General features: G+C 67.6%; 28 protein-coding genes. 14 read left to right on the forward strand and 14 right to left on the reverse strand.

The genetic code is table 11. The features are described 5' to 3' along the window. Window positions 1–3: 3 nt before the first annotated feature. The 3 genes from AB0P11_RS12050 to xseA are packed head-to-tail and all read right to left on the reverse strand — an operon-like array spanning window position 4 to window position 2,202. Window positions 4–642 (reverse strand): DUF4245 family protein, encoded by a 639-nt coding sequence (locus AB0P11_RS12050; protein WP_053095524.1) that lies wholly within the window; start codon window positions 640–642, stop codon window positions 4–6. Next, complete coding sequence (locus AB0P11_RS12055; RefSeq protein ID WP_053095525.1) at window positions 639–878, reverse strand: exodeoxyribonuclease VII small subunit; 240 nt, start codon at window positions 876–878, stop codon at window positions 639–641. The genes AB0P11_RS12050 and AB0P11_RS12055 overlap by 4 nt, the downstream gene beginning before the upstream one ends. Before the next feature lie 31 nt (window positions 879–909). After that, window positions 910–2,202 (reverse strand): exodeoxyribonuclease VII large subunit, encoded by a 1,293-nt coding sequence (xseA, locus tag AB0P11_RS12060; RefSeq protein WP_056277973.1) that lies wholly within the window; start codon window positions 2,200–2,202, stop codon window positions 910–912. A gap of 54 nt (window positions 2,203–2,256) precedes the next feature. Between xseA and AB0P11_RS12065 the strand changes: the two genes are divergently transcribed. The 3 genes from AB0P11_RS12065 to AB0P11_RS12075 all read left to right on the forward strand — a co-directional run bounded on the left by AB0P11_RS12065 (window position 2,257) and on the right by AB0P11_RS12075 (window position 4,946). Then, a complete protein-coding gene (locus tag AB0P11_RS12065; RefSeq protein WP_230100672.1) occupies window positions 2,257–3,336 on the forward strand; it encodes a 4-hydroxy-3-methylbut-2-enyl diphosphate reductase in 1,080 nt (359 codons plus the stop codon). A gap of 2 nt (window positions 3,337–3,338) precedes the next feature. Then, entirely contained in the window at window positions 3,339–4,130 is a 792-nt protein-coding gene (locus AB0P11_RS12070) for an IclR family transcriptional regulator (RefSeq protein WP_363522171.1), read from the forward strand. A gap of 276 nt (window positions 4,131–4,406) precedes the next feature. Next, window positions 4,407–4,946 (forward strand): DUF6264 family protein, encoded by a 540-nt coding sequence (locus tag AB0P11_RS12075; protein ID WP_363522173.1) that lies wholly within the window; start codon window positions 4,407–4,409, stop codon window positions 4,944–4,946. Between the two features lie 62 nt (window positions 4,947–5,008). Here the strand turns inward: AB0P11_RS12075 and fbaA are convergent, their stop codons facing one another. Next, window positions 5,009–6,037, reverse strand: coding sequence for a class II fructose-bisphosphate aldolase (gene fbaA, locus AB0P11_RS12080; RefSeq protein ID WP_056277981.1), 1,029 nt, complete (start codon window positions 6,035–6,037; stop codon window positions 5,009–5,011). A 183-nt stretch (window positions 6,038–6,220) separates the two neighbouring features. On the opposite strand from fbaA, the gene glpX reads away from it, so the two are divergent. Both glpX and AB0P11_RS12090 read left to right on the forward strand, forming a co-directional pair. After that, entirely contained in the window at window positions 6,221–7,207 is a 987-nt protein-coding gene (glpX, locus tag AB0P11_RS12085; protein WP_053095530.1) for a class II fructose-bisphosphatase, read from the forward strand. 170 nt (window positions 7,208–7,377) lie between these two features. Next, entirely contained in the window at window positions 7,378–7,674 is a 297-nt protein-coding gene (locus AB0P11_RS12090; protein WP_053095531.1) for a hypothetical protein, read from the forward strand. Between the two features lie 2 nt (window positions 7,675–7,676). Here AB0P11_RS12090 and AB0P11_RS12095 read toward each other — a convergent pair whose 3' ends face one another. Together AB0P11_RS12095 and AB0P11_RS12100 are read right to left on the reverse strand one after the other, a co-directional pair. After that, entirely contained in the window at window positions 7,677–9,026 is a 1,350-nt protein-coding gene (locus AB0P11_RS12095; protein ID WP_363522353.1) for a DNA recombination protein RmuC, read from the reverse strand. A 44-nt stretch (window positions 9,027–9,070) separates the two neighbouring features. Continuing rightward, a complete protein-coding gene (locus AB0P11_RS12100; RefSeq protein WP_056277988.1) occupies window positions 9,071–9,664 on the reverse strand; it encodes an exonuclease domain-containing protein in 594 nt (197 codons plus the stop codon). 59 nt (window positions 9,665–9,723) lie between these two features. Between AB0P11_RS12100 and AB0P11_RS12105 the strand changes: the two genes are divergently transcribed. Continuing rightward, window positions 9,724–10,473, forward strand: coding sequence for a class I SAM-dependent methyltransferase (locus AB0P11_RS12105; RefSeq protein WP_363522177.1), 750 nt, complete (start codon window positions 9,724–9,726; stop codon window positions 10,471–10,473). A gap of 50 nt (window positions 10,474–10,523) precedes the next feature. After that, window positions 10,524–11,597, forward strand: a complete 1,074-nt coding sequence (gene ychF / locus AB0P11_RS12110; protein WP_056277996.1) for a redox-regulated ATPase YchF — start codon at window positions 10,524–10,526, stop codon at window positions 11,595–11,597. Window positions 11,598–11,660: 63 nt separating this feature from the next. On the opposite strand, the gene AB0P11_RS12115 is transcribed toward ychF, so the two are convergent. Both AB0P11_RS12115 and AB0P11_RS12120 read right to left on the reverse strand, forming a co-directional pair. Beyond that, window positions 11,661–11,993 (reverse strand): hypothetical protein, encoded by a 333-nt coding sequence (locus AB0P11_RS12115; RefSeq protein ID WP_285363091.1) that lies wholly within the window; start codon window positions 11,991–11,993, stop codon window positions 11,661–11,663. Window positions 11,994–12,099: 106 nt separating this feature from the next. After that, on the reverse strand, window positions 12,100–12,879 hold the full coding sequence (locus tag AB0P11_RS12120; protein ID WP_363522180.1) for an alpha/beta hydrolase: 780 nt from the start codon (window positions 12,877–12,879) through the stop codon (window positions 12,100–12,102). An 84-nt stretch (window positions 12,880–12,963) separates the two neighbouring features. On the opposite strand from AB0P11_RS12120, the gene AB0P11_RS12125 reads away from it, so the two are divergent. After that, on the forward strand, window positions 12,964–14,736 hold the full coding sequence (locus AB0P11_RS12125) for a GNAT family N-acetyltransferase (protein WP_363522182.1): 1,773 nt from the start codon (window positions 12,964–12,966) through the stop codon (window positions 14,734–14,736). A gap of 6 nt (window positions 14,737–14,742) precedes the next feature. Here AB0P11_RS12125 and AB0P11_RS12130 read toward each other — a convergent pair whose 3' ends face one another. Next, window positions 14,743–15,849 carry a N(5)-(carboxyethyl)ornithine synthase gene (locus AB0P11_RS12130; RefSeq protein ID WP_363522355.1) on the reverse strand — a complete coding sequence of 369 codons (1,107 nt, stop codon included), beginning with the start codon at window positions 15,847–15,849 and terminating at the stop codon, window positions 14,743–14,745. A gap of 232 nt (window positions 15,850–16,081) precedes the next feature. Between AB0P11_RS12130 and AB0P11_RS12135 the strand changes: the two genes are divergently transcribed. The 3 genes from AB0P11_RS12135 to AB0P11_RS12145 all read left to right on the forward strand — a co-directional run bounded on the left by AB0P11_RS12135 (window position 16,082) and on the right by AB0P11_RS12145 (window position 18,748). After that, window positions 16,082–16,645: an alpha/beta hydrolase gene (locus AB0P11_RS12135; RefSeq protein ID WP_053095540.1), complete on the forward strand. Its 564-nt coding sequence runs from the start codon at window positions 16,082–16,084 to the stop codon at window positions 16,643–16,645. A gap of 134 nt (window positions 16,646–16,779) precedes the next feature. Next, a complete protein-coding gene (locus AB0P11_RS12140; protein WP_056278008.1) occupies window positions 16,780–17,028 on the forward strand; it encodes a hypothetical protein in 249 nt (82 codons plus the stop codon). 55 nt (window positions 17,029–17,083) lie between these two features. Next, a complete protein-coding gene (locus AB0P11_RS12145; RefSeq protein WP_056278010.1) occupies window positions 17,084–18,748 on the forward strand; it encodes an ABC-F family ATP-binding cassette domain-containing protein in 1,665 nt (554 codons plus the stop codon). Window positions 18,749–18,751: 3 nt separating this feature from the next. Here the strand turns inward: AB0P11_RS12145 and AB0P11_RS12150 are convergent, their stop codons facing one another. From AB0P11_RS12150 to AB0P11_RS12160, 3 genes are all read right to left on the reverse strand, one after another. Continuing rightward, window positions 18,752–19,096, reverse strand: coding sequence for a LysR family transcriptional regulator (locus AB0P11_RS12150; protein ID WP_053099048.1), 345 nt, complete (start codon window positions 19,094–19,096; stop codon window positions 18,752–18,754). Window positions 19,097–19,228: 132 nt separating this feature from the next. Then, a complete protein-coding gene (locus AB0P11_RS12155) occupies window positions 19,229–19,528 on the reverse strand; it encodes a Fe-S cluster assembly protein HesB (protein WP_053095543.1) in 300 nt (99 codons plus the stop codon). Between the two features lie 104 nt (window positions 19,529–19,632). Beyond that, window positions 19,633–20,091, reverse strand: coding sequence for a GNAT family N-acetyltransferase (locus AB0P11_RS12160; protein WP_363522357.1), 459 nt, complete (start codon window positions 20,089–20,091; stop codon window positions 19,633–19,635). Between the two features lie 147 nt (window positions 20,092–20,238). Here AB0P11_RS12160 and AB0P11_RS12165 point away from each other — a divergent pair, with 147 nt between their 5' ends. Beyond that, window positions 20,239–20,793, forward strand: a complete 555-nt coding sequence (locus tag AB0P11_RS12165; protein ID WP_053095544.1) for a DNA starvation/stationary phase protection protein — start codon at window positions 20,239–20,241, stop codon at window positions 20,791–20,793. Between the two features lie 9 nt (window positions 20,794–20,802). Here the strand turns inward: AB0P11_RS12165 and AB0P11_RS12170 are convergent, their stop codons facing one another. Continuing rightward, window positions 20,803–21,336, reverse strand: a complete 534-nt coding sequence (locus AB0P11_RS12170; protein WP_056278016.1) for a DUF6328 family protein — start codon at window positions 21,334–21,336, stop codon at window positions 20,803–20,805. A 69-nt stretch (window positions 21,337–21,405) separates the two neighbouring features. Here AB0P11_RS12170 and AB0P11_RS12175 point away from each other — a divergent pair, with 69 nt between their 5' ends. Continuing rightward, window positions 21,406–21,627 (forward strand): hypothetical protein, encoded by a 222-nt coding sequence (locus AB0P11_RS12175; RefSeq protein ID WP_285363088.1) that lies wholly within the window; start codon window positions 21,406–21,408, stop codon window positions 21,625–21,627. A gap of 10 nt (window positions 21,628–21,637) precedes the next feature. Here the strand turns inward: AB0P11_RS12175 and AB0P11_RS12180 are convergent, their stop codons facing one another. Next, on the reverse strand, window positions 21,638–22,219 hold the full coding sequence (locus AB0P11_RS12180) for a 1-acyl-sn-glycerol-3-phosphate acyltransferase (protein WP_187249373.1): 582 nt from the start codon (window positions 22,217–22,219) through the stop codon (window positions 21,638–21,640). Between the two features lie 96 nt (window positions 22,220–22,315). Here AB0P11_RS12180 and AB0P11_RS12185 point away from each other — a divergent pair, with 96 nt between their 5' ends. Beyond that, entirely contained in the window at window positions 22,316–22,459 is a 144-nt protein-coding gene (locus AB0P11_RS12185) for a hypothetical protein (protein WP_164481686.1), read from the forward strand. Window positions 22,460–22,480 lie beyond the last annotated feature (21 nt).

The raw sequence follows: 22,480 nt of genomic DNA on the forward strand, positions 1-22,480 counted from the left end.
GGGCTACTCCGAGAGGTCGCGGATCTGGGGGACGAGGGACTCGGCGAGCTCGGCGGTGGAGTCGGCGGAGCGTGAGCCGTAGAGCAGCAGGTAGTCGTCACCCGCCTGGGTGCCGATCGCATAGGTGATGTTCTGCTTCGCACCGGCATCGCCGAGGTCGTAGACGTCCCACTCCAGCCCGCCGATCGACGTCGTGTCCGTCGGCGCGGTTCCGTTGAGGCGCTGCGGGGCCCAGGCTGCGTCAGCATCGAAGGCCTGTGCCAGCTTGATGAATCCGCGCTCATCCTCGGCTGACGGGGCGAGGGTGACATCCCAGACCGTCGTCGCGCCGCTCGTGAGCTCGGCCGTGTTGACTCTCCAGAAGTCGGCCAGGTCGGGCACGATCACCGGGCGATCCATGGTGGACTCCACGTCCGCGGCTACGCCGACCACGTCGATCTTCTGGGCGGTCGCGGGTTCGCCACGGGGAACTGCGAGCACGATCACCGTGACGATGGCCAGCGTGACGATCAGAGCGGCCACCAGGCTGCGCACCGTCTGGCTCGAGCGATAGGCCTTGCTCGACGCGGCCTTGCGGGCCGCCGTCTCTTCGGGGGTCTCCGGCCGGCCCAGTTCGGCGACGATGGGAGCGGGCTTGCTCATGAGTCGTCTCCGTCGGCGGCACCGGTCGACGTCGCACGGGCGGCCTCGAGGCGACGCTTGGCGCCGAGCAGCCATTCCTCACAGCGGGCCGCCAGGGCCTCGCCGCGCTCCCAGAGAGCGAGCGACTGCTCGAGGGTCGGAGCGCCCTGTTCGAGCTCGGAGACGACCTTCACGAGCTCATCGCGAGCGGCCTCGAATGACAGCGTGTCCACAGGGGTGTCGTTCGGCGCACTCACGCCTCCATCCTACGCGGTACGCGGGACCCGCTCATCCGGAGCGGGGCACCGGTGCTTCCGCGATCTCGCCCTCGGAACGGGCCGCGACGGAGCCGCGGTCGACCGTGATCGTCAGGCTGCTGCCGGCCGGAGCGTCGGCGGCGTCGCGGAGGATCACTCCGCCCTCGAGATGGGCGATCGCATAGCCGCGCGACAGCGTGGCCGCGGGGGAGAGCGCCCGCAGTGAGGCTCGCAGCTCGCTCGTCGCACGGCCGGCCGCATCGTGCTGACGGGTGATCGTGTCGCGTCCCCGCGAAAGCAGCAGCCACACGTCCTGAGAACGCGACTCGATGATCGGGTCGGGGGAGCGCAGCGAGGGACGGGACCGCAGCTGCTCGAGCTGTGCGATGTCGTGCGACAGCCGCTGCGTCAGTCGGGTCGTGGCTCGGGATCGCAGCTGCGCGATCAGCGCCCGCTGCTCGCTGACGTCGGGTACGACGCGCTTCGCGGCATCCGTCGGAGTCGATGCGCGCAGGTCGGCCACGTCGTCCAGAAGCGGATGATCGTTCTCGTGTCCGATCGCGCTGACGATCGGAGTCGTTGCCGCGGCCACAGCCCGGACGAGTCGTTCGTCACTGAATCCGAGCAGCGTTTGCGGATCGCCGCCGCCGCGGGCGATGACGATCACGTCGACATCCGGGTCGGCGTCCAGTCGTGCCAGAGCGGCGAGGGTCTCGGGGACGCACCGGTCGCCCTGAACAGCCGCATACTCCGTGCGGAAGCGCACCTGGGGCCAACGCAACTCGGCGTTGCGGTGCACGTCCTTCTCGGCATCCGACTTCTCTCCCGTGATCAGGCCGATCACATGGGGGAGGAACGGGAGGCGCTTCTTGCGCGAGGCGTCGAACAGGCCCTCCTGGCGCAGCTGCAGTCGCAGCTTCTCCAGCTTCTCCAGCTGATCGCCGAGGCCCACGTGCTTCATCGCCGAGACGGCGAAGCTGAAATCGCCGGCCTTGACGAAGTAGTCGGCCTTGACGGCGGCGACGACATGGTCGCCGACAGCCAGATCGCCGGGGATCCGCGGGCGCACACTCGACCAGATCCTGATGGAGATCTGCGCGTCGGAGCGGGTGTCCTTGAGCCGGGCGAAGATGTTGCCCCCGCGCACGTTCCAGGAGGTGATCTCGCCTTCGACCCACACCGTGTTCCAGCGCGCCACGAAGTCGCGGATCGTCGCGTTCAGGCGTGCGACCGAGGTCGGTGCGTCGGCCGAGGAGTCGCGCGGGGCGACCGCATCCGCCGGCGGAGTCTCGCCAGGACGCGTCGATGCTTCGAAGACCGTCATGCGCTCGGTGCCCCTTCCCGCTCCTGCTCAGGTTCTCGGCGGTAGAATTCAAGGGTGACCTCGACTGCCGTTCATCTGCCTCTGCCGCGCATCCCCCGAGTACGTGGGGCGGCCGGGCGGCTTCAGGATAACCCGGTCGTCGGGAACAAGCGTGTTCTGCTCGCCGCTCCGCGCGGATACTGCGCCGGCGTCGACCGGGCTGTGGTCGCCGTCGAGAAGGCGCTCGAGCGCTACGGCGCGCCGGTCTACGTGCGCAAGCAGATCGTGCACAACATCCACGTCGTCACCGAGCTCGAGGAGAAGGGCGCGATCTTCGTCGAGGAGGTCGACGAGGTTCCCGAGGGCGCTCACGTCGTCTTCAGTGCGCACGGAGTCTCCCCCGCGGTCGTCGAGGCGGCGTCGGACCGCGGCCTGCACGCCATCGACGCGACCTGCCCGCTGGTCACCAAGGTTCACCGCGAGGCAGTACGTTTCGCCCGCGACGATTTCGAGATCCTGCTCATCGGTCACGAGGGGCACGAAGAGGTCGAGGGCACCGCGGGAGAGGCTCCCGAGCATGTGACCATCGTGAACTCGCCCGCCGAAGCCGACACCGTGCAGGTGAAGGACCCCTCGAAGGTGGTCTGGCTCTCGCAGACCACGCTCTCGGTCGACGAGACCATGGAGACCGTGAACCGACTGCGGGCCCGGTTCCCCGAGATGCACAATCCGCCGTCCGATGACATCTGCTACGCCACGCAGAACCGCCAGGTCGCCATCAAGAAGGTCGCGGCGAACGCCGACCTCGTGATCGTCGTCGGTTCCTCGAACTCGTCGAATTCGGTGCGCCTCGTCGAGGTCGCGCTCGAATACGGCGCGAAGGCCGCCTATCGCGTGGACTACGCCGAAGAGGTCAAGCAGGAGTGGCTCGACGGCGTTGCGACGGTCGGTGTCACCTCCGGCGCCTCCGTGCCCGAGGTGCTGGTTCGCGAGGTCCTCGACGCACTCGACGGAGCGGGTTACCGCGACGTCGAAGAGGTCAAGACGGCGGAGGAGGACCTCATGTTCTCCCTGCCCAAGGAGCTGCGACAGGATGCCGCGGGTCAGCGAGACGCGCGTGCGCTGGGAGGCCGTTCCTCCAGCGGGAACGCCTGACGGTGGCCGCCACAGAGGCGGCGCCGACGCTGATCGGCTCGGTGCAGCGCGCGCTCCGACTCGTCGACATGGTCGCGAACTCTCCGCGCCCGGTGCCGGTCAAGACTCTCGCCATGCGAACCGGCCTCACCCCGGGCACGACCTACAACCTCGTGCGCACACTGGTGCATGAGGGGTATCTCGTGAGCGAGCCCGACGGTCTGGTCCTCGGCGAGAACTTCCCCGCTTTCCGGCTGCAGTCCGACGCCGGGGGCGTGTTCTTCGCGCATGTCCGCATGGCCCTGCGTCAGACCGCCGACGAGGTGGGTGCTTCCGCATACCTGTCCCGCTATCAGGACGGCGAAGTGCACCTCATCGACATCGTGGATGCCCCGCGCAGTCCTCGGCTCGATCTGTGGGTGGGTCTGGATTCGAGCGCGCATGCCACGGCGCTCGGCAAGCAGATCCTCAGCGATCTGAGCCGAGAGGAGCGTGACGACTATCTCTCGCGGCATCCGCTGGAGGAACTCACGTCTCGCACGATCAGTGACCGGCGTGCGCTGATCGCGGAGCTCGACCGCTCTCCGGGATTCGCCGTGGACCGCGAGGAGTATGCCATCGGCAACACCTGCATCGCCGTTCCCGTGATCGCCCCGAGCGTCAGAGCCTCACTCGCCGTCTCGCTTCCTGTGGGACACCCGCGCTTCGATCGCGGCCTGCTCGGGAAGCTCAAGCTCGTGGCGAGGCGGTTGTCCATGCAGTTGGGGGCGGACGCTCTGGGCGGCGGCGCAGCCCGTCTGGCGACGCCGATCTGACGCAGCACGTGTCGCCCGTCTGATGCTCTTCACTATCTGAAGAAGTGCCTCTGGTGCTCGGGCACGCGCTTTCCTAACATGTGAGGTGTAGTCGTCTGTGCAATCGGCGCTACAGGTGGAGGAATGTCCCCAGCGTTCCTCACCCCACTTGGATGACGAGCGTCCCCAGCGTTCCGAGTCCGCGGCCCCGAGGAGTCCCCACTCCTCCGGGGCCGCCATTCTTTTGACGCCCGCAGTCTGTGAGTCGTGCAGAGACCGGGCGGATACCATGGCCGAATGACCGATCAGCGTCCTCAGTACGGCGAAATCGCGACCCTCGAAGAGCAGCGGAGGGCAGCAGGGCTGCCGCCGCTGGGCGAGGTGCCGGCTGTGGATGTGAGCGGGACCGAGGACGCGCCCGCTCCCGGTGACCGAGTCCCGTCCGCATCGGCAGCGGCTCGTCCGCGTCCCGTCGATCGCTTCGTGACCATCGCACTGCTCGCCTACGGGCTGATCAATGTCGTGATGACAGGACTGTCATACCTCGACTTCTCCACCGCGATGAATCAGATGATGACGGTGCTCGGCGTGGACGGCGAGTTCACCAACTTCGCTGAGGGCCGGATCTGGGGCACCGTCGCGGCGATAGTGCTCGCCGTGGGCTGGTCGCTCACCGCTTTCCTGTCGATCCGCCGCCTGCGCGCCGGCAAGCTCTCGTGGTGGGTTCCGCTGGTCGGTGCGGCCGTGACCCTGCTCGTGGCGTCTGTATGCGCCGCGATTCCGCTGATGAACGACCCGGCGTTCATCGACTTCGTCGCCAAGACGGCGGGTGGATGACCCCGTGAAACAGGAGATGCCCCCGGCCGTTCGGTCGGGGGCATCTGCGTTGTCCGGCTGGATCAGCTCTGGGACTGGCCGTACGAGCCGAGCTGGCGCGTGGACTCGACGACGCGAGCGGCCATGGCCGTCTCCGCGATCTTGCCCCAGGCGCGCGGGTCATACTGCTTCTTGTTGCCGACCTCGCCGTCGACCTTGAGCACACCGTCGTAGTTCTTGAACATGTAGTCCGCGATGGCACGCGTGTAGGCGTACTGCGTGTCGGTGTCGATGTTCATCTTGATGACGCCGTTGGCCACCGCGAGGGCGATCTCCTCATCGGTCGAACCAGAACCGCCGTGGAAGACGAGGTCGAGCGGCTTCGCGCCGGTGTTGTACTTCTCGGCGACCTGCTGCTGGATCTCTCCGAGGAGCTCGGGACGCAGCTTCACTCCGCCCGGCTTGTAGACGCCGTGGACGTTGCCGAACGTGAGGGCTGCGATGTAGCGCCCCTGCTCGCCGAGACCGAGCGCCTGGACGGCCTGGTCGACGTCCGCGAACGTCGTGTAGAGGGCATCGTTGGATCCCTCGTGCGCCACACCGTCTTCCTCGCCGCCGACGACGCCGATCTCGACCTCGAGGATGGCGTTGATGTTCTTCATGCGGGGCAGGAGATCCTTGGCGATCTCGATGTTCTCCGCGAGCGGCACGGCCGAGCCGTCCCACATGTGGGACTGGAAGATCGGGTTGCGTCCCGCCTTGACCTCGTCTTCGGAGGCGGAGATCAGCGGCTCGACGAAGCCGGCGAGAGCATCCTTCGGGCAGTGGTCGGTGTGCAGCGCGACGGTGATCGGGTAGTTCTTCGCGACCTCGGTCGCGAAGCGCGCGAAGGCGAGTGCGCCGGTCGCGCGGGCCTTGACCGTGTGGCCGGCGAAGTAGTCGGCGCCGCCGGTGGTGACCTGGATGATTCCGTCGGAACCTGCCTCGGTCAGGCCCTGGAGGACCGAGTTGATGGTCTGCGAGCTCGAGACGTTGAAAGCCGGGTACGCGAAGCCGCCGGCCTTCGCGCGGTCGAGCATTTCGGCGTACTGATCCGGGGTGGCGACGGGCATGAGAACTCCTGCGATTTGGGGAAGCCGGGACAGCAGTCACTCTATCGGGGCTGACTGCCCGATGCTGTCGGCGGTGACCGGGCGAGCACGCCCTCCTACCCGTGTGTTAAGAATCGGGATTCCTTCGTCGTCGCTCGACCGAAAACTGCCGTTTCAGACGTTCACACTGGTTAGGCTGACCGCATGGTTAGTCTTACAGCGGATCTCAGCCCCCTTCGTCCCGATCGAAACCTCGCGATGGAGCTGGTGCGGGCCACTGAAGCAGCCGCCATCCGCGCCGTTCCGTTCATCGGTCGTGGCGCGAAGGAGGCGGCGGACGGCGCCGCCGTCGATGCGATGCGTGCCTTCCTCGGGACAGTGGCCTTTCAGGGGCGAGTGGTCATCGGTGAGGGCGAGAAGGACAATGCTCCGATGCTCTTCAACGGCGAAGAGGTCGGCACCGGCAGCGGCCCGGAGTGCGACATCGCGGTCGACCCGATCGATGGCACCTCGCTGACCGCAGCAGGACGTCAGAATGCGCTCTCCGTCATCGCCGTCTCCGATCGCGGATCGATGCTCGACGCGTCCAGCGTCTTCTATATGGACAAGCTCGTCACGGGCCCTGCCGGTGTCGGAGTGGTCGACATCCGCCTGCCGATCGGCGAGAACATCCGCAAGCTCGCGGGGGCTCTCGGCAAGCCGGTGGACGAGATCGTCGTCTCGGTGCTGAACCGTCCGCGTCACGAGCAGCTGATCCAGGAGATCCGGGATGCCGGTGCCGGGACGCGACTCATGAGCGACGGCGACGTCGCCGGCGGGATCAACGCGGCGCGTCACGCGGCCCGAACCGACATGTGCGTCGGGGTGGGCGGCAGCCCCGAGGGAATCGTGACGGCGTGTGCGATCAAGGCTCTCGGCGGTCACATCCAGGGGCGTCTCTGGCCTCGCGACGACGATGAGCGCCAGCGCGGAATCGACGCCGGCCTCGACATGGACAAGGTCTACGAGGCCGACGATCTCGTGCGCGGGGACAACACGATCTTCGTCGCCACCGGCGTCACGGACGGCCAGCTGGTGGCCGGCGTCCGACGCGAGGGCGGCTACATCTACACCGAGAGCGTCGTGCTGCGCGGTGCCTCGGGAACCCTTCGCCGGATCGCCTCGGAGCACCTCGTCTCGAAGTGGCTCTGACTGCCGTGTCCTGAGCGCGCGGGTCGGGAACGGGCCCCTCATCGTTACCGACCCGGTACCGCCTGTGCGGTGCTGAGCCGAGCTTTCTCGTGGGTTCGTGTGACAATTGACACTGGATTTGTCGCCGTCGACGGAGCCGCCAGGCACCGCAGGCACAGGAGGGCAGACCGATGACAACGCAGCACACGAATGGTTCCCAGGGCACGCCGACCAAGATCGTGACGACGCCGACCGGCCGGATCATGCGGATCAACGTCGACGAGGCCGGAGTGCCTCTGCCGATCGCGACTCCGGCGGCGCCTGTCGTCAAGACGGCTGTCTCAGATCCCGCTCGACGTGCGGACGTGCTGTTCCGCAAGCGCCTCGACGAGGGGCACGAGATCAGCTCCTGGTGGATGGTCGGAGCTTTCGTCGTGACCAGCGGCCTCGTGATCCTGCTGCTCAGCGGCGTACCGGGCGTCGCCTGATCTCAGCGGCGGGGCTCTTCCGCCTCGACCGGTCGGGATGCTGAATCCGCGTTCGCCGATTCGTCGCTGACCCGGCCGCGAACGTCTCCGACATCGGCCTGGATCGACGTACCCGGCGCAGCGGACGCATCGTCAGCAGCATGGGGGATGCGGAGCTCGGAGCCGATCTCCGCACCGGAGCCGCTCATGAGCTCTGCCGAGGTGAAGCGTCGCGTCTGCGCGGTGATCGCCGGTGGGGCGGAGTCGAGCGTCGACGCGCTGATTCCGGGGAACTGCCTGGCCGTCACGAGCACACGGCTCTCGAGCGAACCCGCGAATCTGTTGTAGCTGTCGACCGTGCGCTCGAGTGCGCGGCGCAGATCGTCGGCGTGCCCCGCGAGGACGCCGAGTCGGTCGTAGAGCTGGGTGCCGAGATTCAGCAGTGCGCGCGCCTCGGTCGACACCTCTTGCTGCGTCCAGCTGTAGGCCACGGTCTTGAGCACGGCCCACAGATTCACCGGGGACGCGAGCGCCACCTTCTTCGTGAATGCGTAGTCCAGCAGCGTCGGGTCTTCGTCGATGGCTGCGGCGAGCAGCGACTCGCTCGGCAGGAAGCAGATGACGAACTCAGGACTGGCGTCGAGGCCCGTCCAGTACGCCTTCTTCGCGAGTGCGTCCACGTGCGCGCGAACGGCCTTCACGTGCTTCTGCATGTGGGAGCGACGCTGTGTCTCATGCGCGTCCCCGATCGGCAGTGCCGATGCCTCGAGGTAGGCATCGAGCGGAACCTTGGCGTCGACCGCGATCGATGTGCCGCCGGCGAGACGGATCACCATGTCGGGCCGTCCCTGACCCCGGTCTGACGAGATGCTGGACTGCAGATCGAAGTCGACGTGTCGGATCAGCCCTGCGGCCTCGACGACCCGTCGCAGCTGCGTCTCACCCCAGACCCCTCGTGTGGCGGTCGAGCGCAGTGCTCCGGCGAGCGACTCGGTCGTCGAGCGCAACGCCTCGTCGGACTCCTGCGCGCGCCTGAGCTGCTCCGCGAGCGATCCGAACTGCGCATGACGCTCCTGCTCGATCGCCGAGACCTTCTGCTGCATCTGCTGGAGACTCTCGCGCACGGGAGCGAGAGCGGTGAGCACCGCATTCTGCTGCTGCACCCGCTGCGCCTCGGCGCGCTGCTCGAGCCTCGCGTGCTCGACGGCATCCCGATACAGGTCGTACTGTCGGTCGCGATCGTCTCGAGCTGCGGCGAGCTCGGCCTCGGCGCGAGCGAGGTCTGCTGCTCCGCGCGATCCGCGGAGGAACCACCCCACGGCGGCGCCGGCCGCGAGCGCGACCAGGAGAAGAACGAGCGTGAGAGCATCCATGTGCTCCATGATGCGCTCGGCCACGGACATTCGTCCGGTGCGACTCAGGCGACCGCGCGCTCCGGGGTGGCGAGGACCGGCTCGGTCACTCGCAGCGACAATGCATCCGCCAGGGAGAAGACGTCGGACGCGCCGTGTCGGCGAGCGGCGTCGATGATGATGTGGGCGCACGCGAGCGCGTCCGCAAGCGCGTCATGGTGCGAGAAGCCGGTGAAGCCCGCAGCCTCTGCGGCCTTCGGGAGTCGGTACGACTCGATGTCGTAGGTCTTGCGAGCCACCTGCAGGCTGCACAGCGAGCGATACGGCGGGCAGTCGCCGCCGGTGGCCTCGGACGCCCGGCGGAGCACGTTGAGGTCGAAGCCCGCGTTGTGCGCCACGAGCACGTCGGCGCCGGCGAAGGCGCACAGGCGGTCGAACTGATCGGCCCAGGTGGCCGCGTCGATCACGTCGTGGGCGCGGATGCCGTGGATCTTGGTGTTCCACTCCTGGAACTCGTCGTGACCGGCGGGCGGGCGGATCAACCATCCGGCGGTGGCGACGATCCTGCCGTCGCGCACCCGCACGAGGCCGACGGAGCAGGCCGAGGCGGGGCTGGAGTTCGCCGTCTCGAAGTCGATTGCGGTAAAATCCAGTGGCACATCCCCACTCTCTCCCGGCATCCGAGACGCTCCAGGATGACGCGCCGTAGGCTGGCGACATGAGTACCGACCGAGCGACATCCTTCGGCGCCGAGGCCGCGAACTACGAGGCGGGAAGACCCGAGTATCCCTTCGAGGCCGTGTCGTGGATGCTCGATCCGATGCCTCACGGCTCCCGTCGCATCGCCGACGTGGGCGCGGGCACCGGAAAGCTCACACGTGTGCTCGCGCAGGCCCCGGATGCCGAGGTCGTCGCCGTGGATCCGGACGCCGCCATGCTTGCGACACTGCGGCGCAGCGTTCCCGGTGTTCCGACTTTCCAGGGAACAGCCGAACGGATGCCGCTGCCCGACGCCAGCCTCGACGCCGCCGTGCTGGGTCAGGCCTGGCACTGGGTCGAGCCGTCTGCGGCGTCCCTCGAACTCGGACGAGTCGTCCGCACCGGGGGAGTGCTGGGGCTGATCTGGAACATCCGCGACGAACGCGCGGACTGGGTGCGCCGTCTCACTGACATCATGCACAGCAGTCCGGCGGAGGACATGGTCAACGGACCCGGCTCCGACGGCCCGCGCATCGAGGCCCCCTTCACGGGGATTGAGAAGCAGCAGTGGGAGTGGACCCGGGCGATGAACCGGACGCAGTTGCATCAGATGGCGCGCTCGCGCAGCTACCTGATCGCGGCGTCGAACGACGAACGCTCAGAGATCACACGGCAGATGGACGCGCTGTTCGACGAGCTCGGACTCGACGGTGAGGGGACGATCGACCTGCCCTACGTGACGCACGCGTTCCGCGCCGTGCGAGCCTGACACCGACACCCGCAGGGGCTGCGCATCTGCGACCGGTAGACTCGACCCCCGTGGCTCTCACTATCGGAATCGTCGGCCTGCCCAATGTCGGCAAGTCCACCCTCTTCAACGCTCTGACCAAGAACGACGTGCTCGCGGCGAACTATCCGTTCGCGACGATCGAGCCGAACGTCGGGGTGGTGAACCTGCCCGATCCTCGTCTCGACAAGCTCGCCGAGATCTTCGGCAGCGAGCGCATCCTGCCCGCCGCGGTGTCGTTCGTCGACATCGCCGGCATCGTGCGCGGCGCGAGCGAGGGAGAGGGACTCGGCAACAAGTTCCTCGCGAACATCCGCGAGGCGGATGCCATCGCCCAGGTCGTGCGCGGGTTCGCAGATGACGATGTCGTGCACGTGGACGGTGCGGTCAATCCGGCATCCGACATGGAGACCATCAACGCCGAGCTCATGCTGGCCGACCTCGAGACCGTCGACAAGGCGATCACGCGGTACGAGAAGGAGGTGCGCGGCAAGAAGATCGAGCCCGTCGTCCTCGAGACCGCCAACGCGGCGAAGGATGCGCTCGAGCGTGGTGTGCTGCTGTCCGTCGCGGGCATCGATCTGACGCCGATCCGCGAGCTCGGACTCCTCACCGCCAAGCCGGTCATCTTCGTCTTCAACGTCGACGAGGGCGTGCTCACCGACGACGCCCGCAAGGCGGAGCTCGCCGCGCTGGTCGCCCCGGCGAAGGCCATCTTCCTCGACGCCAAGATCGAGTCCGAGCTGATCGACCTCGACCCCGAGGATGCCGCAGAGCTGCTCGCGTCGACCGGGCAGGACGAGTCCGGTCTCGACCAGCTCGCCCGCATCGGCTTCGACACTCTCGGACTGCAGACCTACCTCACGGCTGGCCCGAAAGAGGCGCGCGCGTGGACGATCCCCAAGGGATCCAAGGCGCCGCAGGCCGCCGGAGTCATCCACACCGACTTCGAGAAGGGCTTCATCAAGGCTGAGATCGTCTCGTTCGACGACCTCGTCGAGACCGGGTCCGTCGTCGAAGCCCGCTCCAAGGGCAAGGCGCGCCTCGAGGGCAAGGACTACGTCATGCAGGACGGCGACGTCGTGGAGTTCCGTTTCAACAACTGAGCGAGGTTCTGCCCGAGTGCTGAGGAGATCGGCACCGGCGCGTACGAAGCCGCGGGGTGCGAATCAGATCTCGTCGCTACGTCGAGCACGCACGGTCCAGCCGACCTGCATCAGTGCCTCCGTGAGGCGGTCGGCGGCAGCGCTCGCGACGTCGACGCTTGCGTCAGAGCAGACGTCGATGGCGATCGGCGGCGGATCGGCGAAGCGTGGGATCTGCACCTCTGCCCAGGCGTCGGGCGACAGCGGTACCCGAGGGGACGCGGTGCGGGCGTCTCGGATGGCGCTGTCCGCCGCGAAAGCGATGACGTCCAGCGCATGGAGCTTGGTGATCGGCATGTCCACCACGAGGGTGACGGCGAAAGTCGCGTCTGCGGTATCCCCGAATTCTGGCCTCACCGCATGAAGATATCACTGCGCGGTCGGTGCGGATACGAGCGTCACAGCGACGGGCGATGATCGCCATGCTGTGGAGTCGCGAGCGAACTCGGCGCGCACAGCCGGTCTAGCTGCGACGCTCGACATCCTGACTCAAGAGCTCGGGCCAGGCTTCGACATGTTCAGGAGTGCGGGCGACCGCCAGGGTCGCGTGCGGGAGCAGCTCGGCAAGGGATTCTGCGGTCCACAGCGGGTGGCCGGGGTCGTCCACCCAGGCCAATATCGTCGTCGGCACATCGATCCCTGCGACCGCCTCAGGGGCGGGCAAGTCGCTGAGCGCTGCACCGCGAAGCAACGACGGCAGAAGGGCATCGGCGACGTCGGGCCATGTCTCCGGTGCCGAGACGGCGGCCGGGGGTGGCGTCGATCCGCGCGTGCCGGCGAGGAACGCCTCCACACCATCGGCTTCGATCAGCGCAGCCGCGGCTCGGTAGATATCCGCTTGATCGGGTCTGGTCTTCCACCCGGTGGGCGGCACCATGAGTGTGAGTCCGGTGAAGCGGTCCGGCTCGAGCGACGCAGCGTGCAGAAGGGTCGCGGCACCCATCGAGGGGCCGACCCCGTGGACGCGCTCGCCGGGGAACCAATGATCGAGCAACCGCAGAAGATCATCCGCCAGGTTCGGCCAGCGATAGTCGTCGGCAACCTTCCGCCCGGTCGAACGGCCATGGCCGCGTGCGTCGTACCGCAGGAGTCGAGTTCCGCTCAGTCCGCGACCGAGGTCGAGATTGAGCACCCGGTCGCGGGCCCGACTCGACGTGAGGCCATGCAGCTGGACGACGGGGTGCCCGCCTTCATCGCTCAGGGCGACAGCCAGCTCGGCTCCGGGTACCTCGAAGGTGGGCATCAGGCTCCTCGATCGATGACTGAGCGAGTCTGCTCGGGCAGTCGTGTTGAGTGATCAGGTTATCCGGACGATATGGTGCTACCCATGCGACTGACCAACGTCACGCACCTCCGCCTCCCCTTCGGACGGCTCTGGGGGTACGACGTCAGCGCGTCCGCGCTCGGACGACCCCTGCCCGTGTCGTTCGACCAGCGACTGCATGTCGGGGCGGGTGACCGACCCGGCTCCTGGATGGCTCTGTCGTTCCGGTTGCCCGCACAGACCGATCGTGAATCGATCGCGGATGCGTGGCTGGCTGTCGTCGCTCGACATGGCACGCTGCGATCGGCCTTCGCACGTGGTGCGGACGGCGATCCGACGCTTCACGAGATCGAGATCAGCCCCGGAAGCTGGGTCGAGCATCAGGTGGGCCCTGGTCAGGCGGTCAATGACGCGCTGCGCGATATCCTCGACGCGGAGTGCTCCCCATACGGACGTCCGTCCCATCGGCTGTGCGTGCTGGAGACCGCTGCGGGGCTCACGGTCGTGATCGCGGCGGACCACGCGCACGTCGACATGTGGTCGATGCTCGTGATCGTGCGCGATCTGCTGTCCGCGCTGGACGCGGGCAAGACGGGCGCGAAACCGATGTCGACGCTGAGGTCGGCGCCGGCATTCGTCGAACACACGCAGGCGCTGCTGGACAAGGACCCTGCACCGGACCACGTGCGGCGGCGATGGGAAGCGATCATCGCGGACAGCGGCGGTGTGATGCCGCAGTTCCCCCTGTCGCTGGGCGCACCCGAGCCGCATCGCGAGCGCGTGGAAGTGCGCGATGTGTTCGATGTCGACGACGCCGCGGCATTCGCCGCGCAGGCCCGTGACGATGGCGTCTCCACGCTCGCATCTGCGGTCGTCGCGATGACTGCGGTGACGCGCGAAGTCGCGGGTACTGCGCTGCGAGCCGTGTTCCCCGTGCACAGTCGCTTCGAGGACGACTGGCATGACTCGGTCGGCTGGTTCATCACGAATTCCGTCCTCGAATCGGAGCTCGCCGAACCGCACGCTGCAGCAGCGGCCGTCAAGGAAGCAGTACAACTCGGTGCGTGGCCGCTCGCAGATGTGCTCGCACCGTGGGGTGGGATGCCGGTGGCTCCCGGGATGTTCGCGATCTCGTGGCTGGATCTGCGCAGGCTGCCCGTGCGGATCGACTCCGTCGGGCTCGACGCCCAGTACGTCAGCGCGGCAACCGACACCGACGGCGTCATGCTGTGGTTCATCCTGGACGAGTCCGGTCTGCACCTGAGATGCCGCTATCCCGACACCGCAGAGGCTCGCACCAATGTCGGCGGATGGCTCGACCTGCTCGTAGCCAGGATGCAGGCCGACGCGCGGTCCTCAGTGCGGGGACGACTGCAGGTGGCGGGCCGAACCTTCCGTGTCGAGCGGGCGACTCGGGATGACATCGAGGCGATCGCAGCGCTGCTGTCGGACGATCGATTCGGTGCAGACCGTGAGAGTGTCGAACTCGACCGATACGAGGCGGGCTTCCGCGCCGTCATCCGCGACGCATCCAACTACCTGGGGGTCGTCCGGGACAGCGCCGACCGCATCGTCGCCACCATGCAGTTGACCGTCATCCCGGGGCTCTCTCGCGGCGGGTCGACCCGACTGCAGATCGAGGGACTGCGTGTCGCGACGGCGGAGCGATCACGGGGCCTGGGCGCGGCGATGCTGGAGTGGGCGCACGAGTTCGGTCGTGCGCGGGGGGCGACGCTGTCACAGATCACCACAGACGAGGCTCGGGATCGCACCCGCGCGTTCTACACCCGGCTCGGCTACCAGACGGCCCACGTCGGGCTCAAACGGAACATCTAGCGCGCGTCACACCGCCAGGGCGTGCGGGTAATCCGTCGATCGTCCCTGGAAGCTCAGGATGCTCGGGTTCTGGATCATTCCGTCGCGGATCTCGATCGCGCGTGTGAGCGTCGAGCTCTCGGCCCACGCGTCGGGGCCTTCGAGAACAGTGCGGAGGAAAGGCAGGAGAGCTTCGCTGATGTCCCACGTGGCCGAGTTCCAGAGATACGACGGGCTGTGGTCGACGGCGTAGTAGTTCACGCCCTGACCCACCGTGAACATCGGCTCGTCGAAGGTCGTCGGGGTCGCCCACTCGAAGCCCATGCCCTCGTCGCACGACACATCGATGATCAGGCTGCCCGAGGCGAAACGGGACAGGTCCTCGGTGCGCAGATACGTCAACGGCGCCGCGACATCCTGCAGGGTGCAGTTCACGACGATGTCGTACGTCGCCAGGAAGTCGGGGAGCAGCACGGAGCCGTCCTCCGTCTCGACCTCGCTGAGGTGCGTGGGGCCGTCGTCGGTGTTCAGCTGAGTGAGGTGCGAGTTGTGGATGGGGGAGCCCACGGCGGCCGCCCCGCGCTGAGTGAGGACTTCGATGTCGTGCACCCCGTGAGCATTCAATGCCGTCACCGCGCCGCGTGCCGTCGCCCCGAAGCCGATGACGACTGCGCGCAGGCGCGGGCCGTAGTCCCCGGTCGAGCCGACGAGGCTCATCGCATGGATGACCGAGCAGTAGCCGGCCAGCTCGTTGTTCTTGTGGAAGACGTGCAGGCTCATGTCTCCCTGCGGGGTCCAGTGGTTCATGGCCTCGAAGGCGATCAGCGTGAGACGGCTGTCGATCGCGGTCTGCGTGAGAGCGACGTCCTGCACGCAGTGCGGCCAGCCCCACAGGATGCCGCCAGCGCTGATCTCGGCGACATCCGCGAGCTGCGGCTTGGGCAGCAGCAGCACGTCAGCGGAGGCGAGCACGTCAGACCGCGCGGCGACCCGGCCCACGCGGGACTCCACATAGCCGGCCTCCAGCTGGAAGTCGGCGCCGTACCCGTGCTCGACGATCATGCGAGCGCGCACATCCGCGTCGATGCGGTCGAGATGGCGGGGATGGATCGGGAGGCGCCGTTCGTTCTCCATCGAGGAGTTCGCCAGCAGGCCGAGGGTCAGAAGCTCCGGGCCGGAGGTCGGGGTATGGACGGACGAGCGTGTCGTGTCTGACAACGGGTTCCCATCTTCGGGGAACCAGAGTCAGCTCCTGGCCTGACTCTACGCCCCTGCGCGCCTGAGGTGGGGCGGGGCCGATCTCCGCCGACGGGCTCGACTACGCTGGAAAGCGATCCCTGACATCCGAACGAGGAGCCGCGCGCCCATGACCGATACCCAGATCTTCGAGCCAGAGGGCCGCGCGATCCCCTTCGTGGATGAGGGAGACGGTCCGGTCAAGCTGGTTCTGATCCAGGAGCAGGGACTCGCCGCCGACGTGCTGGGCGTCGCCGCGCACTATCTCGCCGAAGAGGCGGGTTTCCATGTGCTGCGGATCGGCCACCGCGCGGCATCCGATGCCTCGCTCGACGAGCGTGTCGACGACGTCATCGACGTGATCGATCACGTCGGAATCGAGGACACCTGGGTCGGCGGTCATGGCTTCGGTGGGACGATCGCACGCGCCCTCGTGGCAGCGCACAGCGACCGGGCCAACGGTCTGCTGCTGCTCGGCGTCGAGGACGTCGACATCGCCGTCGCACCGGCGATCCCCGTGCTGATCGTTCAGGGAACCGAAGACACCGACACCCCGGCCGCCACTGCCGAGGCGTTGCAGGCCACGATGCCTGACCGTTCCAGCATCAAGACGATCGCCGGCGACCACCTGTTCCCGATGCACCACCCGATCGAGACCGGCGTGATCATCGAGGAATACCTGGACTGGGACTGACTGATCACCAGCGCGCAGTCCGACTTCTGCGTACGCACCACGATGCAGCGCGAGGCGGCGGAAGGCTATGACGTGACCCTCGTGAGTGACGCGCACACGACGGTCTGACGAGAGTCGCGCTCTATATTGATCTCGTGACCCAGTATGCAGCTCAGGCCAAGACGAACCTGCTCGCCCTGGTGGGCTTCATCGCCGCGTTCGTGATCCCTCTTGCGGGTGTGATCCTGTCGATCTTCGCGCGCCGACAGCTGGACGCTCCCGGGAACACCGAGTCCGGCCGGGGCCTCGCTCGGTGGGCGATGGTGATCGGCATCCTCGGCACGCTCGCTCAGGTCGCCTTCTTCATCCTCTGGTTCTCGCTCTTCTTCCGCGCCGTGGCCTGACGGTCACCGGGCCGGGGCGGGCGTGGACCAGCCGTGAGCCTGACAGACTGGTCTGATGACCGCCACCCTCGTCGCCCAGAACCTGGCAGGCGGCTACGGCCACCGCATCCTCTTCGAGGGCCTCGACCTGACTGTCGCTCCCGGTGACGTCATCGGCGTGGTAGGTGCGAACGGCGCAGGGAAATCGACTCTGCTCCGCCTGCTCGCCGGTGTGGATGCGCCGATGGGCGGGTCGATCTCGCTCGCGCCCACCGACGCTTTCGTCGGCTGGCTGCCTCAGGAGCATGAGCGCGTCGACGGCGAGACGGTGGCGGGATACATCGCGCGCCGCACGGGCTGCGCGACGGCGACGAGTGAGATGGATGCCGCTGCAGCGGCGCTCGGCGATCCCACGCTCGCCCCGGCGGGCACGGACCCCGCCGACACCTATTCTCAGGCGCTCGATCGGTGGCTCGCGAGCGGTGCCGCCGATCTCGAGGAGCGCATCCCTGCGGTGCTCGCCGACCTCGGACTCCCGAGCACGAGCGGCGTCGCGGAGGACGCGCTCATGACCGGCCTGTCCGGCGGCCAGGCGGCTCGCGTCGGACTCGCCGCACTGCTGCTGTCGCGGTTCGACATCGTCTTCCTCGACGAGCCGACCAACGACCTCGACCTCGATGGGCTGGAGCGCCTCGAGGCGTTCGTACGCGGTCTCCGCGGCGGCGTCGTTCTCGTCAGCCACGACCGCGAGTTCCTGGCTCGCAGCGTCACCCGCGTGCTCGAACTCGATCTCGCCCAGGGATCGAATCGTCTCTACGGGGGCGGCTACGACGCCTACATCGAGGAACGCGCCGTCGTGCGTCGGCACCTGCGGGAGAAGTACGACGAGTTCGCCGACAAGAAGGCGGACCTCGTCGCGCGGGCGCGCACCCAGCGAGAATGGTCGAGCCAGGGCGTCCGGAACGCGATGAAGAAGGCTCCGGACAACGACAAGATCAGGCGCAAGGCGTCGACGGAGTCGAGTGAGAAGCAGGCGCAGAAGGTGCGTCAGATGGAAAGCCGGATCGCACGACTGGACGAGGTCGAGGAGCCGCGCAAGGAATGGCAGCTGGAGTTCACGATCGGCTCTGCGCCCCGATCGAGCAGCGTGGTCTCGACACTCAACGGGGCGGTCTTCCAGCAGGGCGCGTTCACGCTGGGGCCGCTGTCTCTGCAGGTGGACGTCGGCGACCGCATCGGAATCACCGGTCCCAACGGCGCCGGCAAGTCGACTCTGCTCCGTGGGCTCCTCGGACGACAGCAACCCGTCGAGGGGACCGCGGCGCTCGGGAGCAGCGTGCAGATCGGCGAGATCGACCAGGCTCGGTCGCTGCTGATCGGCGATTCTGCGCTCGCCGATGCGTTCGAGGCTCTCGTGCCCGAGATGTCGTCGGCCGAGGTGCGCACGCTGCTGGCGAAGTTCGGTCTGAGGGCAGACCACGTCACGCGTTCCGTCGAAGCCCTGTCACCGGGTGAACGCACGCGGGCGGCACTGGCGCTGCTGCAGGCGCGGGGAGTCAATCTGCTCGTCCTCGACGAGCCGACCAACCACCTCGACCTGCCGGCGATCGAACAACTCGAGCAGGCGCTCCAGTCGTACACCGGAACTCTGCTGCTGGTCACGCACGACCGACGGATGCTGGAGGCTGTCCAGACCGATCGGCGGTGGTCCGTCGAGAGCGGCCAGGTCACCGAACGCTGAGGCTCAGCGACCCTGACGCTTCTTGTAGGGCTTCGGCTGACCCTTCACGATGGGCGCGCGACCTTTGCCCTTGGACGCCTTGGCCTTGCCGCCCGCCGGGCCCGCCGTCTTCGGCGCGGGCGGGGGAGCGGCGGCCACGGTCGCCTGCGCTTCGGCGAGGAACAGCTCTCCCACGTTCGTGAGTCGCGGCGTCCCTTCGCGATTGATCAGCGTGTGTCCGACCTCGTCCTCGAGCTTGTCGAGAGAGGTGTATAGGGAGGCCAGGGGAATGCCCAGCTGGGAAGCGGCTCGGGGGAAGTGCAGCGTCTCAGCGAGGACGACGTAGCGACGGAGCAATGCCAGCTTCATGCGGGGGAACGGTCCTTCTGGATCCGCGACGATCACGGGTCTCCGTCTAACCTACGCGAGGCGGATGCGCGGCAGTCCCAGACGCACGGATGCCGCGGCTCGATGAGCCGCGGCACCCGGTGGCGGATCTCCTCAGGAGACCTGCGGAAGCACGGCGAAGGACACGGATCCCTCGTCATCGACGCCGGCGTCGAGCACCTTGTCATCGAGCGCGGCTGCGGCGGTCTCATCGAGGAAGAGTCGGGTGCCCGACACCTCGACGACCTGGTCGTCGGGTTCCGGGTCCGGCGTCACGAGGACGGCGAGGCGCGCACCCCCATCCGGTCCAGGGGCGGGCGTGGAGTGGATGCGAAGCCCGGCGTCGTCAGCGTCGGTCTGACGGCTGACGAGGGTGTTCACGATTGCGGTGGCGTTATCGGTGAGGGTGAGCACAGGACTCTCCTTCCGGTTGCGGTCACGACGCGGGTGCGGCGTGACGGGCCACGATTCCGCACTCGGCGGGACGATTCAACCCGACGCGCCCGTTCAGAGGGGTCTCACACCTGACGCAGAGGTTTTCTCAGGAACACCTGCTCGGTTCCGTCGCCCTGCGGCACGCGCTCGGCCTCCTCGTATCCGCATGACTCGTACAGGCGGATGTTGGCCTCGCTCAGACTGCCGGTGAAGAGCTCGGCCACATCCGCGCTCGACGCGCGTTCGGCCGCGTCGAGCAGCGTGCGCCCGATGCCCTCTCCCTGCATGTCGGGCGCGATCGCGATCCTGCCGATCAGTAGCACGCCGTCGTCCTCGACGAACCGGATGACCCCGACCAGCCGTCCGTCCTTGCGCGCCGCGAGGCCGCTGCTGGAACGCAGCTCGGCCTCCACTTCGGGGAGCGTCTGGGTCAGCGGGGGCATATCGGCGCTGCCGTAGATCTGCGCCTCCGACACGAACGCCGCGCGTTGCAGGGTGAGCACCTCACCCGCATCCGACTCCGAGGTCGGGCCGATCACCACATCCGATGCGTGGTCGTCGATCTCGGTCTGTGCTCTCTCTGATTTCGTCACTGCGCCACGATCTGATGAGACCGGGGGGACTGTCAACCCCCTCGATACGGGCCGCGAGCGGAGCTAATCTCGCAGTTTCCAACCCCAGGAGGACTCATGGCTGAGAAGAGCACGTCCAAGAGCGCGTCCAAGACCGGCACCGCATCCAAGCGCGGAGCGAAGACGACGAGAAGGCAGAACGCCGAGAAGGGATTCACGGCGTCGCCCACCCTCGCCGCGAACCTGCAGCTCGTGCTGGTCGACCTGATCGAGCTCTCACTACAGGGCAAGCAGGCACACTGGAACGTCGTCGGACGCAACTTCCGGGACACCCACCGTCAGCTCGACGAGATCATCGACGCCGCGCGCACGTTCAGCGACACGGTCGCCGAGCGGATGCGGGCACTGCACGCGGTGCCCGACGGACGCACGGACACGATCGCGGAATCGACCTCTCTTCCCGCGTTCCCGATGGGCGAGGTCTCGACGACCGACACGATCGACCTCATCACCGCGCGCCTCGAGGCGACGATCGGGACGATCCGCGACGTGCACGATGCCGTCGACGAGGAAGACCCCACGTCGGCCGACATCCTGCACGCGGTGCTCGAGAGCCTGGAGCAGTTCGCGTGGATGGTGAGTGCCGAGAACCGCACTCCCGCGACCAGCTGAGCTGACGTCTCACTCTCGTTCGTCCTCCCGCGTACGTTCGGCCTCTCGCCGGACCAGGCGCGGGAGGACGAGCCAGAGGAGGAGGACGGCGACCAGTGAGGAGACGAGCGCGATGAGCCCGGCGGCGCGATCGACGGTGAAGTCGATGATGAGGGTGGTCACACCGATCGTCAGTGCGGAGATCGCCACGAGGTCGATCTTCACGATCCGAGCGGCCACCCGGACGAGTTCGGGTTTGCGGCGGCGACCGAACAGCGCCCGGTGCATGCCCACCGGCGCGAGCGCCAGGATCGTCGCCAGCGCGGCGAGTGCCACCAGCACCACGTACAGATCCCTCTGGACCTCGTCCATGTCCTCGAAGCGGGGAGTGAAGGCGACGGCCAGCAGGAATCCGGTGAGGATCTGCGTACCGGTCTGCATCACTCGCAGCTCCTGCAGGAGCTCCTCCCAGTTGCGGTCGGCGCGCTCGTTCCGAGTCTCGTCGCGTCCGTCTCGTCGGTCGTCGAGCTCGCTCGACGGTGCAGATCGGTGGTCGGGTTCCATGCAGTCAGTTTTGCGGCACCGCTCGGAGTCTGTCCAGACTCTTGCGCAGATGCACTCGAGGAGCAGGGGATGACGCTTCCACCGATCCGCGAGTGGTGGCCCGGGCTGTCGCTCGAGGCGCGAGTCGAGGTGCTCGGAGATACCGCGCCGCACCTCGGCGCGCGAACGCGGGATGAGATCAGGACGATCACCGGGGCTGTGGTCGGCATGGCCGAGACGCTGTCCGACGACGATCTGGAGTACGCCCGTTCCGAGGCCCGGTCGGAGATCGAGCAGGAGGACTCGGCCTGAGACGGCGTTGTCAGCTGTCGCCGTTCGCGTGCTCCTCGCGCAGCCGCGGCACGGTGCGGCGTTCGGGACGGAGACCGGCCTTGTCTGCGTAGAACGCCCGGATCCTGTCCATGTCAGCGGCGACGTCCCCCGTCAGCTCGATCGTGGGGCCGAGTCCGGTGGTCATCGTGGTGCGGTCGACGAAACCGAGAGTCACCGGCATCCCGGTCTCTCGTGCGATCCGATAGAAGCCGGACTTCCAGTACTCGTTGCCCCCGCGAGTGCCGTCGGGCGTGATCACGAGGCCGAAGACGCCGCCGGAATGGACCTGCTCCACGACGTCGTTGACGACCCGCGCCGGGTCGGCGCGGTCCACGGCGATGCCGCCGAGACGACGCATGATCGGACCCCGCCACCCGCGGAACAGGCTGTTCTTGCCGAGCCAGTGCACCTCGATGCCCAGTCTCCACGCGATCGCCAGCATGAGCACGAAGTCCCAGTTGGACGTGTGCGGCGCACCGATGAGGATGGTGGGTCTCTGAGGAGTGGCCTCGGCGGTGAGGGTCCAGCGGCTGACTGCCCAGAAGAAGCGGGCGAGGAGTCGTTTGAGCACTCGTCCACCGTAGGGCAGAACGTCTGATGATCAGCCGCCCCCCGGCCGCCGCCGCATTTCCGCGCCATGCCGTCGCCACAGGCGTACGATCGAATGATGGCCAAGACACAGGACTCCGCCGAGCAGGACGCACCGACCGTGCTTCAGCCGCTGACCGGAACTCCGAACCTGCTTGATGACGACGCCGCCGGGTACTGCAGCGGCGGCGTCTGCCACTTCCCTGCGCCGAAGACGCAGTAGCAGGAGAAGCCGCCGCAGCGG

This window comes from Microbacterium sp. NPDC079176 (assembly GCF_040686675.1).
Lineage (GTDB): Bacteria > Actinomycetota > Actinomycetes > Actinomycetales > Microbacteriaceae > Microbacterium.

Bases quoted from the DNA above. Each gene is read 5' to 3' on its own strand.
- AB0P11_RS12050 (WP_053095524.1), bottom strand. From the start codon at position 642: ATGAGCAAGCCCGCTCCCATCGTCGCCGAACTGGGCCGGCCGGAGACC.
- xseA (WP_056277973.1), bottom strand. From the start codon at position 2,202: ATGACGGTCTTCGAAGCATCGACGCGTCCTGGCGAGACTCCGCCGGCG.
- AB0P11_RS12075 (WP_363522173.1), top strand. From the start codon at position 4,407: ATGACCGATCAGCGTCCTCAGTACGGCGAAATCGCGACCCTCGAAGAG.
- fbaA (WP_056277981.1), bottom strand. From the start codon at position 6,037: ATGCCCGTCGCCACCCCGGATCAGTACGCCGAAATGCTCGACCGCGCG.
- glpX (WP_053095530.1), top strand. From the start codon at position 6,221: ATGGTTAGTCTTACAGCGGATCTCAGCCCCCTTCGTCCCGATCGAAAC.
- AB0P11_RS12090 (WP_053095531.1), top strand. From the start codon at position 7,378: ATGACAACGCAGCACACGAATGGTTCCCAGGGCACGCCGACCAAGATC.
- AB0P11_RS12095 (WP_363522353.1), bottom strand. From the start codon at position 9,026: ATGGATGCTCTCACGCTCGTTCTTCTCCTGGTCGCGCTCGCGGCCGGC.
- AB0P11_RS12105 (WP_363522177.1), top strand. From the start codon at position 9,724: ATGAGTACCGACCGAGCGACATCCTTCGGCGCCGAGGCCGCGAACTAC.
- AB0P11_RS12120 (WP_363522180.1), bottom strand. From the start codon at position 12,879: ATGCCCACCTTCGAGGTACCCGGAGCCGAGCTGGCTGTCGCCCTGAGC.
- AB0P11_RS12125 (WP_363522182.1), top strand. From the start codon at position 12,964: ATGCGACTGACCAACGTCACGCACCTCCGCCTCCCCTTCGGACGGCTC.
- AB0P11_RS12130 (WP_363522355.1), bottom strand. From the start codon at position 15,849: ATGGAGAACGAACGGCGCCTCCCGATCCATCCCCGCCATCTCGACCGC.
- AB0P11_RS12135 (WP_053095540.1), top strand. From the start codon at position 16,082: ATGACCGATACCCAGATCTTCGAGCCAGAGGGCCGCGCGATCCCCTTC.
- AB0P11_RS12145 (WP_056278010.1), top strand. From the start codon at position 17,084: ATGACCGCCACCCTCGTCGCCCAGAACCTGGCAGGCGGCTACGGCCAC.
- AB0P11_RS12150 (WP_053099048.1), bottom strand. From the start codon at position 19,096: ATGAAGCTGGCATTGCTCCGTCGCTACGTCGTCCTCGCTGAGACGCTG.
- AB0P11_RS12165 (WP_053095544.1), top strand. From the start codon at position 20,239: ATGGCTGAGAAGAGCACGTCCAAGAGCGCGTCCAAGACCGGCACCGCA.
- AB0P11_RS12170 (WP_056278016.1), bottom strand. From the start codon at position 21,336: ATGGAACCCGACCACCGATCTGCACCGTCGAGCGAGCTCGACGACCGA.
- AB0P11_RS12175 (WP_285363088.1), top strand. From the start codon at position 21,406: ATGACGCTTCCACCGATCCGCGAGTGGTGGCCCGGGCTGTCGCTCGAG.
- AB0P11_RS12185 (WP_164481686.1), top strand. From the start codon at position 22,316: ATGGCCAAGACACAGGACTCCGCCGAGCAGGACGCACCGACCGTGCTT.